General features: G+C 70.3%; 13 protein-coding genes and 1 tRNA gene. 11 read left to right on the plus strand and 3 right to left on the minus strand.

Annotation, left to right across the window (positions count from 1 at the left end):
- Positions 1-7: 7 nt before the first annotated feature.
- The 3 genes from AC6CH0_RS00135 (at position 8) to AC6CH0_RS00145 (ending at position 2424) form a co-directional block, all read left to right on the plus strand.
- Positions 8-1729, plus strand: coding sequence for an FAD-dependent oxidoreductase (locus AC6CH0_RS00135; RefSeq protein ID WP_498097407.1), 1722 nt, complete (start codon positions 8-10; stop codon positions 1727-1729).
- 99 nt (positions 1730-1828) lie between these two features.
- On the plus strand, positions 1829-2134 hold the full coding sequence (locus AC6CH0_RS00140; RefSeq protein WP_498097409.1) for a rhodanese-like domain-containing protein: 306 nt from the start codon (positions 1829-1831) through the stop codon (positions 2132-2134).
- Positions 2131-2424, plus strand: a complete 294-nt coding sequence (locus AC6CH0_RS00145) for a metal-sensitive transcriptional regulator (RefSeq protein WP_498097411.1) — start codon at positions 2131-2133, stop codon at positions 2422-2424. Before AC6CH0_RS00140 ends, AC6CH0_RS00145 begins: the two co-directional genes overlap by 4 nt.
- A 20-nt stretch (positions 2425-2444) precedes the next feature.
- On the opposite strand, the gene ald is transcribed toward AC6CH0_RS00145, so the two are convergent.
- Positions 2445-3542, minus strand: a complete 1098-nt coding sequence (ald, locus tag AC6CH0_RS00150) for an alanine dehydrogenase (RefSeq protein ID WP_498097413.1) — start codon at positions 3540-3542, stop codon at positions 2445-2447.
- A 144-nt stretch (positions 3543-3686) separates the two neighbouring features.
- Here ald and AC6CH0_RS00155 point away from each other — a divergent pair, with 144 nt between their 5' ends.
- The 7 genes from AC6CH0_RS00155 to AC6CH0_RS00185 all read left to right on the plus strand — a co-directional run bounded on the left by AC6CH0_RS00155 (position 3687) and on the right by AC6CH0_RS00185 (position 10835).
- Positions 3687-4202 carry an Lrp/AsnC family transcriptional regulator gene (locus AC6CH0_RS00155; RefSeq protein ID WP_498097415.1) on the plus strand — a complete coding sequence of 172 codons (516 nt, stop codon included), beginning with the start codon at positions 3687-3689 and terminating at the stop codon, positions 4200-4202.
- A 102-nt stretch (positions 4203-4304) separates the two neighbouring features.
- Entirely contained in the window at positions 4305-5351 is a 1047-nt protein-coding gene (locus tag AC6CH0_RS00160; protein ID WP_498097417.1) for an ATP-dependent DNA ligase, read from the plus strand.
- Positions 5352-5484: 133 nt separating this feature from the next.
- Positions 5485-5649 carry a hypothetical protein gene (locus AC6CH0_RS00165; protein ID WP_498097419.1) on the plus strand — a complete coding sequence of 55 codons (165 nt, stop codon included), beginning with the start codon at positions 5485-5487 and terminating at the stop codon, positions 5647-5649.
- Positions 5646-5918, plus strand: a complete 273-nt coding sequence (locus AC6CH0_RS00170) for a hypothetical protein (protein ID WP_498097421.1) — start codon at positions 5646-5648, stop codon at positions 5916-5918. Before AC6CH0_RS00165 ends, AC6CH0_RS00170 begins: the two co-directional genes overlap by 4 nt.
- A gap of 70 nt (positions 5919-5988) precedes the next feature.
- Positions 5989-6684, plus strand: coding sequence for a TMEM175 family protein (locus tag AC6CH0_RS00175; protein ID WP_498097423.1), 696 nt, complete (start codon positions 5989-5991; stop codon positions 6682-6684).
- A gap of 101 nt (positions 6685-6785) precedes the next feature.
- Positions 6786-10139, plus strand: coding sequence for a DEAD/DEAH box helicase (locus AC6CH0_RS00180; protein WP_498097425.1), 3354 nt, complete (start codon positions 6786-6788; stop codon positions 10137-10139).
- 69 nt (positions 10140-10208) lie between these two features.
- On the plus strand, positions 10209-10835 hold the full coding sequence (locus AC6CH0_RS00185) for a glyoxalase (RefSeq protein WP_498097427.1): 627 nt from the start codon (positions 10209-10211) through the stop codon (positions 10833-10835).
- A gap of 96 nt (positions 10836-10931) precedes the next feature.
- On the opposite strand, the gene AC6CH0_RS00190 is transcribed toward AC6CH0_RS00185, so the two are convergent.
- Positions 10932-11006, minus strand: a tRNA-Arg gene (locus AC6CH0_RS00190).
- Between the two features lie 93 nt (positions 11007-11099).
- Between AC6CH0_RS00190 and AC6CH0_RS00195 the strand changes: the two genes are divergently transcribed.
- Entirely contained in the window at positions 11100-12140 is a 1041-nt protein-coding gene (locus AC6CH0_RS00195; RefSeq protein WP_498097429.1) for a lactonase family protein, read from the plus strand.
- 46 nt (positions 12141-12186) lie between these two features.
- Here the strand turns inward: AC6CH0_RS00195 and AC6CH0_RS00200 are convergent, their stop codons facing one another.
- Positions 12187-13149 carry a CHAP domain-containing protein gene (locus AC6CH0_RS00200; protein WP_498097431.1) on the minus strand — a complete coding sequence of 321 codons (963 nt, stop codon included), beginning with the start codon at positions 13147-13149 and terminating at the stop codon, positions 12187-12189.
- Positions 13150-13232: the final 83 nt, after the last annotated feature.

A 13232-nucleotide genomic window follows, 5' to 3' on the forward strand; every position in this document is an offset into this window, starting at 1 on the left:
CGCACGGATGAGTACCGCACGTCGCCCGCCCGCATTCCCTGTCTCCGACGCCCCGATGGCGCCCGTGCGCACGACCGTCATCGTCGGCGGCGTCGCGGGCGGCATGTCGACCGCGACGAGGCTGCGCCGACTCGACGAGCACCGCGAGATCATCGTGCTCGAGCGCAGCGGCGCGGTGTCGTTCGCGAACTGCGGGCTGCCCTACCACGTGTCGGGAGTGATCGGCGAGCGCGGCGAACTCGCGCTGCAGACACCCGAGCGGCTCGCGGCGCGGTTCCGCATCGACGCGCGGGTGCGGCACGAGGTGCTCTCGATCGACCGTGACGCGAAGACCGTCGCGGTGCGGCGCCTCGACGACGGGCATCTCGACCGGATCGGCTATGACGAGCTCGTGCTCTCCCCCGGAGCCGCACCGCGGTGGCCCATGGGCATCGCGGCCGGTGCGCCCGTGCATGCCCTGCGCACACTCGACGACCTCGACCACATCATGACCGGGCTCGACGGAGTCTCCCCCGGCAGCCCAGTGGTCGTCATCGGCGGCGGATACGTCGGCATCGAGATGGCCGACAACCTGCATCGGCGCGGCCTCGAGGTCACGCTGGTGCAGCGCGGCGATCAGTTGCTCGCCGCGCTCGACGAGGAGATGACCGCGCCCGTCGCCGATCACCTCGCCGGCATCGGCATCGAGGTGCGCCTCGGACGCCGAACCGTCGAGATCGGAGCCGACCGCGTCGTGCTCGACGACGGCAGCCGATTGCCTGCGGCGCTCGTGATCGCGGCGATGGGCGTGACGCCCGAGGCATCCCTCGCCACCGATGCCGGACTCGCGATCGGCGCCGACGGCGGCATCGCGGTCGACGCGTTCCACCGCACGAGCGACCCGGCGATCTTCGCTCTCGGCGATGCCGCGGAGAAAGAGGATGCGATCGACGGCGCCGGGCGCGTCGTGACCCTCGCCGGCCTCGCGAATCGTCACGGCCGGGCCGTCGCCGATGCGATCGCGGGCGATGCCGCCGCCGCACGGCCGACCCTCGGCACCGCCATCGTGGATGCCGCCGGCCTCACCGTCGCGAACGTCGGGTGGTCGGAGCGCACCGCGCTCGAGCGCGGGCGAGACGTGCGCGTCATCCACACGCATCCGTTCTCGCACGCCACGTACTTCCCCGGCGCCTCACCACTGTCGCTGAAGCTCGTCGTCGATCGCGTCGACGACCGGATCCTCGGCGCTCAAGCGGTCGGCACCGCCGGCGTCGACAAGCGCATCGACGTCATCGCCACCGCGATGAGCGCCGGGCTCACGGCCTCAGCCCTCGCCGACCTCGAACTCGCCTATGCCCCGCAGTACGGCGCTGCGAAGGACCCGGTCAACATGATCGGCTACGTCGATCGCAACCTCGCGAACGGCTCGGATCGGGCGATCCAGTGGCACGAGCTCGAGCACGAGCTCGCTGCCGGAGCCCTGCTGCTCGACGTGCGCGCCGAGGCGCAGCTCGCCGAGGGGCTCATCCCCGGCGGACGCTGGATCCCGGTGGAGGCGCTGCGGGAACGGCACACCGAGTTCGGCGGCCGGCGCATCGTCGTGCACTGCCGGGTCGGTCAAGGCGCGCACACCGCCGCGCGCCTGCTCGCGAGCCTCGGACACGACGTCGTGAACCTCGACGGCGGCTACCTGACCTGGCGCGACGGCCGACGGGCGAGAGCGCTCGCAGGCATGGATCTCGCCGCCTGAATACCGGCTGCCGCATCAGCGGCGAGCCGGCGGCCACTCCCACCCATTCACCGACCACGACCAGCACGGCCCGTCCGTCCGTCCAGTACAGGAGTACCGATGCGATCCACGACCCCGAACGACGTGCACGCGATGACCGACGCGGTCATCCTCGACGTGCGCGAGCCCCACGAGCTCGCACAGGCGCGCATCGAGGGCACCATCGACATCCCCCTCGGCGAGCTCGTCGCGCGAGTGGCCGAGGTGCCGACCGACACCACCGTCTACGTGCTCTGCCACGTCGGTGGCCGCAGCGCCCAGGCCACGCAGTACCTCGAGTCGCTCGGCGTCGACGCCGTGAACGTCGACGGCGGCATCATGGCCTGGTACCAGGCCGGCCTGCCGGTCACCCTGGGTGCGTCATGACCTCCGCCTCGGAGCCGGCCGACGACGCGCAGCGGCGCATCGCGAATCGGCTGAAGCGCGCCCGCGGACAACTGAACGCCGTCATCGACGCCGTCGAGTCCGGCGCTGACTGCCGCACCGTCGTGACCCAGCTCTCGGCGGTCTCGAGCGCGCTCGACAAGGCCGGCTTCGCGATCATCTCCACGGCGATGCGCGACTGCCTCGCCGACCCGGAAGACGGTCAGGCGACGGATGCCGCGGATCGCCTCACCGTCGACGAACTCGAGAAGCTCTTCCTGACCCTGTCCTGAGCTCGCTCGCGCGGCGACGGTCAGTGCAGGGCGAGCTCGAGGCCGTGCGCGGCAGCGACGCCCTCGTTCGCGAGACGCCCCCCGGTGGCGTTGAGGCCCTTCGCGAGCGCGGGGTCCGCCGCGAGCGCGGCCTCCCAGCCGAGATCGGCGATCTTCAGCGTGTACGGCAGGGTGGCATTCGTGAGGGCCGGCGTCGACGTCGCGGGCACCGCGCCCGGCATGTTGGCGACGCAGTAGAAGATCGCGTCGTGCACGCGGAACGTCGGCTCGGCGTGCGTCGTGGGGCGCGAGCCCTCGAAGCACCCGCCCTGGTCGATCGCGATGTCCACGAGCACCGATCCCGGCTTCATCGCCGCGACCATCTCGTCACTGACCACCTTGGGGGCGGCAGCTCCGGGCACGAGCACGGCGCCGACGACGAGATCGGCGTCTTTCAGCTGGCGGGCGATCTCGTACGGGGAGGATGCGAGCGTGTGGATGCGGTGGTCGTAGCGGGCGTCGATCTCGCGCAACTTGGGCAGCGAGATGTCGAACACCGTGACGTCGGCGCCGAGACCGAGCGCGGTCGCGGCGGCCTGCTCACCGGCGACACCGCCGCCGATCACGACGACCTTCGCGGGCGAGGTGCCCGGCACGCCGGCCATCAGCACTCCGCGCCCACCACGCGACGCGAGCAGCTCGGCGGCGCCGACCTGAGGCGCGAGCCGCCCGGCGACCTCACTCATGGGCGTGAGCAGCGGCAGTGAGCGGTCGGCCAGCTGCACGGTCTCGTAGGCGATCGCGGTGACGCCCGAATCGAGGATCGCCCGGGTCAGCGGCAGGTCGGCCGCGAGGTGCAGGTAGGTGAAGAGCGTGAGGTCGTCGCGGAGGAAGCCGTACTCGGCGGCGATCGGCTCCTTCACCTTCAGCACGAGCTCGGCCGACCACGCCTCGTCGGCGGTCGCGACGATCGTCGCTCCGGCCTCGGCGTACTCGGCGTCGAGGTAGCCGGCCCCGATACCGGCGCCGGCCTGGATCGCCACGGAGTGGCCGCGCCCGGCGAGGGCGTGCACTCCCGCGGGCGTCATGGCGACGCGGAATTCGTTGTTCTTGATCTCTGCGGGCACGCCGATGTGCATGGGTTGCTCCGATGGCTGTGTTCGAATGTCGTAGTGATGTGCGCGATCATTTTCGCCGCTTATTCGCCTCTCCGAAAGATCAACCGCACAGAATTCGGTATAGTCGCGATATTCGCAGCACTCATTCGAATGAAGGATGTCTCGATGACCGACGCACCGCAGATCAGCGCACCCGGCGTGGATCACACTCCGGTCGTGCTCGACGCGATCGATCGCCAGATCATCGCCCGTCTGCACGAGAACGCCCGCATTCCGAACATCGATCTCGCGCGGGCGGTCGGTGTCTCGCCGTCGACCTGCCTCGCCAGGGTGCGGTCGCTGCGTGAGCGCGGCGTCATCGTGCGATACACCGCGGAGATCGATCCAGCAGCACTCGGCTATCACCTGCAGGCGCTCGTGAGCGTTCGAATACGGCCGGGCGCGCGCCATCTCATGGAACAGATCTCCGACGAACTGCGCACGCAGCCCGAGGTCGCCCAGCTCTTCTTCCTCGGCGGCTCCGAGGACTTCCTCATCCACGTGCGCGTGCGCGACAGCGATCACGTGCGGCAGTTCGTGTTGAAGAACCTCTCGGCGAACCCGGCCGTCGCCCTCACCGAGACGAACCTGGTATTCGAGCACCACACCGCGCTCTCGGCGGGGCTCCGTGCGGTGATCTGAGCGCCGCCCTCGCCTGCGGAAGCATCCGGCCATATCGCTGTCGGGGCCGTGATCCGAGCGCCGCCCTCGCCTGCGGAAGCATCCGGCCATATCGTTGTCGGCATGGCGCCCAACGAGATCGTCGCCCCCATGCTCGCGAAAGCGGTGCCCACCGTGCCCGAGCCCGACTCGGTGCCGGGCGGTCTCGCCTACGAGCCGAAATGGGACGGCTTCCGCGGCATCGTCGTGTACGACGGCGAGCGCGTCGAGATCGGCAGCCGCGGCGCGAAGCCGCTCACACGCTATTTCCCCGAGCTCGTCGAGGCGTTCGCTCGGCTGCTGCCCGGGCCGTGCGTGCTCGACGGAGAGATCGTGATCTCCACTGCACGCACCGGGCAGGCGCGGCTCGACTGGGAGGCGCTCACGCAGCGCATCCACCCCGCTGCGAGCCGGGTCGACCTGCTCGCCCGCGAGACCCCCGCGATGTTCGTCGCGTTCGACCTGCTCGAGCACGACGGGCGCTCGCTCCTCGCCGAGCCGTTCTCCGAACGGCGAGCGGCGCTCGAGCGACTGGTCGGCGAGCTCGGCGACCCGATTCGACTCACACGCATCACGACGGATGTCGTGGTCGCCCGACGCTGGCTCGAGGAGTTCGAGGGAGCGGGCCTCGACGGGGTCGTCGCCAAGCCGCTGACTGCACCGTACGCACCCGGCAAGCGCGTGATGCTGAAGGCGAAGCACCACCGCACGGCCGACGTGGTCGCGCTCGGCTATCGCGTGCACAAGTCCGGCACGGGCGTCGGCTCGATCCTGCTCGGCCTGTACGACGACGAGGGTCGCCTGCGGAACGTGGGCGGCATGTCGGCGTTCAGCAATGCGCGACGGCTCGAGCTCATCGACGAACTCGAGCCGTACGTCGAGCGTGGCGCCGACGGCGGCGCCGTCACCGGCGAGACCGAGCGCAGCCGGTTCTCCTCGGGGCGCGACGTCTCGTTCGTACAGCTGCGCCCCGAGCTCGTCGCCGAGGTGCGATTCGATCAGCTCGAGGGCGACCGTTTCCGGCATACTGCGCAGTTCGAACGGTGGCGTCCCGACCGCGAACCGCGCTCGTGCACCTTCGAGCAGATCGAGCGGCCTGTCGCGTACGACCTCGATGACGTGCTCGGCTGACCATCGAGCTGACGCAGCTCGCCGAGTAGCACGCGCTGCGGCAAAGTCAATCCCTATCACTCGGCACCGCGCACACGTAGCTTCGATGATGGCGGCCCCACAGGCGTGGCCGACGCGACCGAGGAGAATACCGATGAGCGACCGATCCCCGACCGATTCCAGTCCGGAGGACCAACTCGACGAAGCCGTCGATGCCGCCGAGCAGCACCAGCACGCCGAGGAACATGCCGACGCCGACGAACATCTCGTCGTGCGCGATCCTGAGACCGGCCGTACTTCAGAGGAGCCGGCACAATGAGCTCGATCCTCGATGAACCGGCCCGCGACGAGCGCGGCCGCCACAGCCATGGCATGCCGCCGATCGGACTCTGGTGGCCGATGCTGGAGCGCCCCCTGCAACGAGAGGTGCTCGAGAACGTCGACGCCCCGCTGCGCGCGGTCGTCGTCCGCCGCATCTACGAGCTCTGCGAGCTGGATCCGGGGCACGCTCCGCGCTTCGGCGTTCGCCTCGGCGAGAACGAGCGCGCCTACATCGCCGGCTGGATGCACTCGGTCGACTGGTACTGAGATCCGGGCCCGTCGAGAACTCTCGGCGGGTCGGACGCCCGCGCAGCTCGCCGTGCCGCAGAATCCTGCCGTGGCCACAGCAGTGGAAGAGGCGCGGCGATACGAACGCGACAGCGTCGAGTTCGCGCGCACCTTCGCCTTTCTCGATGCGATCTACGCGATCGCGCTGACCCTCCTCGTCGTGAACATCGACCCGCCGGCTGCTGCGGAGTGGTCGAGCTTCGCGACGCTCGCAGACAGCGGCCTCGGCTGGCAGCTCCTCGGGTTCGGCATCAGCTTCGCGGTGATCGCCGTGTTCTGGCGGGCGAATCACCGCATCGTCGGCGGGTTCAGTGCGATCACGCCGGCGACCATCACCGCGAACCTCGTGGCGATCGCGTTCGTCGTGCTCATCCCGTTCTCGACGCAGGGCATCAGCGACGCGGAGACGGCCGATCAGCCGCTCGCCGTCTCGATCTACGCCGTGAACATCAGCATCGCCGTGCTCGCCCAGGCCGCGGTGTTCTTCGTCGCCCGTCGCGACGGCGTCCTGCGCGACCCGCTGCCGCGCCGAGCCGACACGATCAAGTTCATCGACACGCTGACGACGCCGGCGGTGTTCCTCGCCTCCATCCCGATCGCCTACCTGTTCGGTGCCGACTGGGCGCGATACGCGTGGGCGTCGCTGATCGTGTTGGGCCCGATCAGCGGGAGCTGGGCGGCTCGACGCATCGCGCGCATCCGGGCGGCCGCAGCGACCCACCCGGCGGGTACGGACAGCAGCTGAGGCCGAACAGCCGTCTCGCATCCACAGGCCCTGGCTCTTGCGGGCGGTACCGACGACGTCGCATGTGCATCCATGTCGTCGCGGGGTGCGACGATTGAAGGATGCCCGTCGACACGTACCCGTTCGTGGAGGAGCTCGCGATCGCGAGGTTCGTCGGTCCGCTGAACCTCAGCCGGGGCCGCACGGCGGCACGAGCCGGAGCCGTGGTCTCACTCACCTGGGACCCGGCGCAGTTCCGGCTGAGCGCCGACGTGCGCGGCACTGCGGCCGAGCCGTACCGATCGAGCGCGAAGCTCGACCTCGGCATGCCGGGGCGTACGACGATCCTCACCGGTTCCTGCACCTGCCCGGTCGGGCGAAACTGCAAGCACGTGGCCGCCATGCTGCTCGCCGCCGCGGAGCAGAACCGGCGCGCACTGGCCGACGCGGCCGAGTCCGCTTCGCGCGATGCCGTGACCGCCGCTGCGGCGGGGTGGCGAGGAGAACTCGCGGCGCTCGCCGGGAGCAGCGGCGGTTCCGGCGGCGAATCGGATGACGCTGCGCCACGCCAACCGCTCGCCCTGCAGTTCGAGCTGCGCGAGCGCATCGCTCGTCGCGGCAGCGGACGTCAGTCCGCCCGCGATGAGCCGGCGTCATCTGCGGCATCCGTTGATCGGCTCGCGGTGCGCCCGGTGACCCGCGGCGCCCGCGGCGGCTGGATCAAGGGCAGCCTCACGTGGCAGAACATCGGGTTCCAGGGTCACGCCGGCGGGTTCGATCCGGCGCAGGCGCGTTGGTTCGCCGAGTTCTCGCTTCTCAAGGGCGCTCGCCATTCGGCGTTCGCCGAGTTCGGCTCCGCATGGATTTCGCTCGACGAGTACGAGAGCCGCACGCTGTGGGCCTTGCTCGAGGCCGCGCCCCGTCTCGGCATCGCCCTCGTCGGGGGAACGGCGCGCGCGGTCGTCGACGTCGCCGGTGCCGCGGTCATCGGACTGGACGCCCGGCGTGCCGAGCCCGACTCCGCTGCCGACGCCGACCTCGTGCTCACCCCGTCCGTCACCGTCGGTGAGCTCGCCTACCCGGCAGAGCAGGTGCGGCTCATCGGCGATCACGGCGTCTACGCCTACGACTTCGCTCGCGGCACGATCACGCTCGCGCCGCTCGCGGCACCGCTGACGGCCGCAGGACGAGCGACGGTGCGGCGTCGCGCCCCGATCGTGGTGCCGTCGAGCGAGGTGCCCGCCTTCATCGAGGAGCAGTACGCCCCGCTGGCGCGATCGTTGCGGCTCGGGAGCGGCGACGGCAGCTTCGCACTGCCCGAGTTGCCGCCCGCGACACTCGTGCTCACGATGCATCACGAACCGCACCACACCGTCCGGCTCGAATGGCACTGGCAGGCCGACGGCGGGCGACGATTCGCCCTCGACGCGCCCGCTGCCGAATTCCACGACGCCGAGCGTGAACGGCTCGTCGCGACATCCGCTGCCGCCGTGCTCGCCGACGATCCGGCCGGACTGCCGGCGGTGTCGCCCGGAACCGAGCCGAGGCTTCGCGCCGAGGCGACGCTCCGCGGCCTTGCGAGCGCCGAGTTCGCCGCCCGGCTGCTGCCCCGCCTGCAGGAGCTCGACCGCCTGCGCGTCGAGGTGATCGGCGATCCCCCGGCGTATCGAGAGCTCGTCGAAGCGCCGAAGCTGACGGTCACGACCGTCGAGAGCGAGCGCACCGACTGGTTCGACCTCGGCGTCGTCGTGACCGTCGAGGGCAAGCGAGTGCCGTTCGGCCCGCTGTTCAGCGCGCTCGCCAAGGGCCGGGCGAAGCTGATGCTGATCGACGGCAGCTACCTCTCGCTCAAGCAGCCCGTGTTCGATCCGCTGCGCGAGCTCATCGAAGAGGCGGGGTCGCTGCGCGAGTGGGAGGTCGGGCTGCGCATCAGCCGTTACCAGACGAGCCTCTGGGCGGAGTTCGAAGACCTCGCCGACGAGTCGGAGACCGCAGTGGCCTGGCGCGAGACCGTGGCGGGTCTGCGGGCGGCCGACCGGGTCGAAGAGATCCCGCCCCCGGCCGGGCTCGCGATGGAGCTGCGGCCCTACCAACTCGCCGGCTACCGCTGGCTCGCGTTCCTCTACCAGCACGGGCTCGGCGGCATCCTCGCCGACGACATGGGCCTCGGCAAGACCGCGCAGACGCTCGCCCTCATGGCGCACGTGCACGAGACGACCGATGAGGCCGCGCGCAGACCCTTTCTCGTCGTTGCGCCCACATCCGTGGTCTCGAACTGGGCCACCGAGGCCGCGCGCTTCGTGCCGGGACTCCGCGTCGAATCGGTCACCGCCACTCGCGCGGCCAGTCGCACCCGACTCGCGGATGTCGCGGCGCGAGCCGACATCGTCGTGACGAGCTATGCGATCCTCCGTCTCGATGCTCCCGAGTTCGCGGGCCTCGAGTGGGCGGGGCTCGTGCTCGACGAGGCGCAGTTCGTGAAGAACGCGTCGTCGAAGGCGAATGCCGCAGCCCGCGACATCCGTGCCCCCTTCAGGCTCGCCGTGACCGGCACACCCGTCGAGAACAACCTGATGGAGCTGTGGGCGCTGCTGAAGATCGTCGCGCCCGGACTGTTTCCCTCAGGCCGCGGGTTCGCCGAGCGCTTCGCCCGGCCGATCGAGAATGACCACAACGCCGAACGTCTCGCGACCTTGCGACGGCGCATCCGACCGTTCATGTTGCGCCGCACGAAGGAAGTCGTGGCACCGGAGCTGCCGCCGAAGCAGGAGCAGGTGCTGACCGTCTCGCTCGATGCCGAACACCAGCGCATCTACGACGCCTTCCTGCAGCTCGAGCGGCAGAAGCTGCTCGGTCTCATCGACGACCTCGACCGCAACCGGTTCACCGTGTTCCGCTCGCTCACGCTGTTGCGCATGCTCAGCCTGCACGCCGGGCTCATCGACCCCGAGCAATACGCGGAGGTGCCGTCGGCGAAGCTCGACGCGCTCTTCGACCAGCTCGACGAGGTCGTCGCCGAGGGGCACCGGGCGATCGTGTTCAGCCAGTTCACCTCATTCCTGCAGCTGGCAGCGGCACGGCTCGAGGCCGCGGGCGTGCCGTACGCCTACCTCGACGGATCGACGACGCGTCGGGCCGAGGTCATCGCGACGTTCCGCGAGGGCGACGCGCCCGTGTTCCTGATCAGCCTGAAGGCCGGCGGGTTCGGCCTGAACCTCACCGAGGCCGACTACGTGTTCCTGCTCGACCCGTGGTGGAACCCGGCGAGCGAGGCGCAAGCCGTCGACCGGGCGCACCGCATCGGCCAGTCGAAACCCGTGAACGTCTACCGCATGGTCGCCGAGGGCACCATCGAAGAGAAGGTCATGGCGCTGAAGGCGCGCAAGGCGAAACTCGTCTCCTCGCTCATGGACGACGGCGAGCTCTTCAGCGAGACGCTCACGGCCGACGACATCCGCGGGTTGCTCGGCAGCTGAGCGGGGTATCCGGGCATCGAGCAGTATCGAAGAAGCACGGGTGCACGGCCCGCGAATAGCGTCATCTGCATGAACACACTCACCGCTCAGACCACCATCGATTCCGTCACGCTCGAGGCCGCCGACGTTGCCGCCGCCGAGCGCATCATCGCCGCCTTCGGGCTCGACGACCGTATTCGTGCACGTGCAGCGGATGCCCCGTCGACGGGATTCCGCGGCTTCACCCTCTCGCTCATCGTCGCCCAGCCCTCGACCGTCAGCAGCCTGTTCGACGCCGCGATCGCCGCCGGTGCGACCCCGCTGAAGCCCGTCGAGAAGTCGATGTGGGGGTACGGCGGCAGCCTCCAGGCCCCCGACGGCACGATCTGGAAGGTCGCGACCTCGGCGAAGAAGGAGACCGGCCCCGCGACCCGTCGCATCGACCAGATCGCGCTCCTGCTCGGCGCCGAAGACGTCGGAGCCAGCAAGCGGTTCTACGTCGACCACGGCTTCACCGTCGGCAAGAGCTTCGGCAGCTACGTGGAGTTCGCTTCAGCGGCCAGCGCCCTCAAGCTCGGCCTCTACAAGCGCCGTGCGCTCGCGAAGGACGCCGGCGTCGAGGCCGACGGCGCGGGGTCGCACCGCATCGCGATCGCCGGCAGCACCGGGCCGTTCACCGACCCCGACGGCTTCGTGTGGGAGGCCGCCTCGGCGTGAGGCGCACAGCGATCCACTGAACCGCGACGGATGGCGGGTGGCGGGGCTTCGCCCGGCTCCCGCCATCGTCGCGCTCACGCGGAGACCGGAGCACCGTGGTGCCCCTGGAGGGACTCGAACCCCCAACCCTTTCCTTAGGACGGAACTGCTCTTCCATTGAGCTACAGAGGCTGACCGCAAGAGAGTCTACCCGGCTCGCGGTAGCGTGTTCTGCGGCGCGCGTGCGCCGTGGTGAACGGCGGCGCGGCCGCAGAACGGGGCAGCATGAGCGAGTCGACGAGCACCAGGTTCTGGGTCGGCGCAGCCACCACCGGCGCGCTGGGGTCGGCTGCGCGAGGCATCCGTCCGTTGGATGTCGCCGCCGATGGCTCCGCGGCGCTCGGCGAACCCGTCGACGTCGGACCGAACCCGATGTTCCTCGCCGTCTCCCCCGTCACCGGCGTGCTCGGTGTCGTGCACGAGCTCGACGAGGGCAGCGTCTCGACGTGGACCATCGAGGGCGATGACCTCGCGGCCTTCGGTCATCCGGGGACCACCGGAGTGTCGGGGCCGTGCCATCTCGCCTTCGACGAGTCGGGTGGCGTCATCTTCGCTGCGAACTACTCCGGCGCCCGGCTCTCGGTGCACCCCTCGGCCCCCGACGTCTCGGCCGACGTCGTGATCGCGGTCGACTTCACCGGCAGCGGCCCGAATCGCGTACGCCAGGAATCCGCCCACCCGCACCAGGCCGTGATCGATTCCGCGAGGAACCGCCTGCTCGTGCCGGACCTCGGCGCCGACCGGGTGCGGGTGCTCCCGCTCGACGCACTGCCCGAGTCGATCGGCCACGACGAAGCGCGGGACATCACGATGCACGGCGGCGCTGGGCCGCGCCACCTCGTGATCGCGGGCGACCTCGCGATCACGGCCAACGAACTCGACCGCACGGCGAGCATCGTCGACCTCGTCGATGGCCGCGAGGTCGCCTGGTTCTCGATCGGCGACGACGTCGAGCCCCGAGGTCTCGGTTGCTCGGCGATCCGCCTGACACGCGGCGGTATCGTGCTCATCGGCGACCGCGACGCCGATGCACTGCGCGGCCTGCGTTTCGACGCTGCGGCCCGCACGCTCGAGCTCGTCGCGACGGTGAAGACCGGCGGGCGGCATCCGCGTGACCTGAACGTGACGCACGACGAGCGGTTCGCGCTCGTGGCCGATCAGGCGTCGGACTCCATCGCGGTCGTCGCGCTCGATGTCGACGGCGCGCCGATCGACGTCGTCGGAGTGGTCGAGACACCCGCACCGGCGTGCCTGGCGCGGGTGTAAAAGCCTCGATACGGCCCTGACGGGCTTACTCGACCGGCGGGTTCACTCAGGCGGGTGGGTAGAGGTACAGCGCCGACCCCGCCGGAATGGTGCGGCGGTGGTACGAGTGGTCGGAGTTCTGGTTGTACTCCTCGATGTTGACCGAGCCGTCGCCGTTGATGGACTGCACGTAGGCCACGTGATTGTACGGGAACCAGGCGACGGCCCCCACGACGGGTTCACTCGACGTCGGCCAGCCGCGGCTCGCCCACTCATCGGCCCACGCATGCGCACTGCCCGACGCGAGGTTGCCCCAATCCCATTTCCACGGAGCGCTCGTGACTCCGGCGTCACGGTTCATGCGCCAGGCGACGAAGTCGACGCACTCGCGGTAGTAATACCGCAGCGGCGAGAGCCCTCCGCCGAAGTCGTCGGGAGTCTGGTCCCACCAGGGGTAGTCGTCGCCCTCGGCCTTGACCGTGTGGACCGCGTAACTGCCGCTGCCGCGCGAAGCGAGGTTCGCGGCCCACGCCGCCTTGTCGGCCGCCTCCTGATCGAGACGGGCCGCCTCGATCTCGGCCTTCGAGGTGACGGCGTAGCCCTCGGCGGAGAGCGGGGCACCGCTGGCGAGCGAGGAGACCTCGACGTCTTGCGCCTCGGCCTTCGTCAGGTTGAAGGCGCCGGATGCGGCGAAGGTCTCGCCGCCCGGCATGAACGCGTACGCAGGCAGCGCGACGGTGCCGACGATGGCGGGCACCACGAGCACGGTCGCGAAGACGCGCATCGGCCCGTTGCGACGCGTCGCACGCGGCGCGCGCGCGACGGTCGCCGCGAGGTCGGCGGCTGCCGGAGCGGGATTCGAGTCGACGGTGACGGATGCCGCGGCATCCGCTCTGGCTCCGAACAGGGCCCTGGCTCGCTTCGACCGGCCCGACTCCGTTGCAGCGCCTCGCCGACCTCGGCCGTGGCCCGCCGCCCGACGCTCGGAGCGCGGGCGCTCGTGCGCGTCGTTCGTCTCGTCACCGTTCAACAGCTGGACCTCCGGGCACCGCTCGGAGGCCGCGGTGCAGCCCGGAGCGGAGTGGCTTCTCGGGTGTCGGCGATCTCAGGGAC

It is taken from the genome of Agromyces sp. GQ35 (genome assembly GCF_059758475.1).

Coding starts and splice junctions, on each gene's coding strand:
- AC6CH0_RS00135 (WP_498097407.1), top strand. CDS start 8: ATGAGTACCGCACGTCGCCCGCCCGCATTCCCTGTCTCCGACGCCCCG.
- AC6CH0_RS00140 (WP_498097409.1), top strand. CDS start 1,829: ATGCGATCCACGACCCCGAACGACGTGCACGCGATGACCGACGCGGTC.
- AC6CH0_RS00145 (WP_498097411.1), top strand. CDS start 2,131: ATGACCTCCGCCTCGGAGCCGGCCGACGACGCGCAGCGGCGCATCGCG.
- ald (WP_498097413.1), bottom strand. CDS start 3,542: ATGCACATCGGCGTGCCCGCAGAGATCAAGAACAACGAATTCCGCGTC.
- AC6CH0_RS00155 (WP_498097415.1), top strand. CDS start 3,687: ATGACCGACGCACCGCAGATCAGCGCACCCGGCGTGGATCACACTCCG.
- AC6CH0_RS00160 (WP_498097417.1), top strand. CDS start 4,305: ATGGCGCCCAACGAGATCGTCGCCCCCATGCTCGCGAAAGCGGTGCCC.
- AC6CH0_RS00165 (WP_498097419.1), top strand. CDS start 5,485: ATGAGCGACCGATCCCCGACCGATTCCAGTCCGGAGGACCAACTCGAC.
- AC6CH0_RS00170 (WP_498097421.1), top strand. CDS start 5,646: ATGAGCTCGATCCTCGATGAACCGGCCCGCGACGAGCGCGGCCGCCAC.
- AC6CH0_RS00180 (WP_498097425.1), top strand. CDS start 6,786: ATGCCCGTCGACACGTACCCGTTCGTGGAGGAGCTCGCGATCGCGAGG.
- AC6CH0_RS00185 (WP_498097427.1), top strand. CDS start 10,209: ATGAACACACTCACCGCTCAGACCACCATCGATTCCGTCACGCTCGAG.
- AC6CH0_RS00195 (WP_498097429.1), top strand. CDS start 11,100: ATGAGCGAGTCGACGAGCACCAGGTTCTGGGTCGGCGCAGCCACCACC.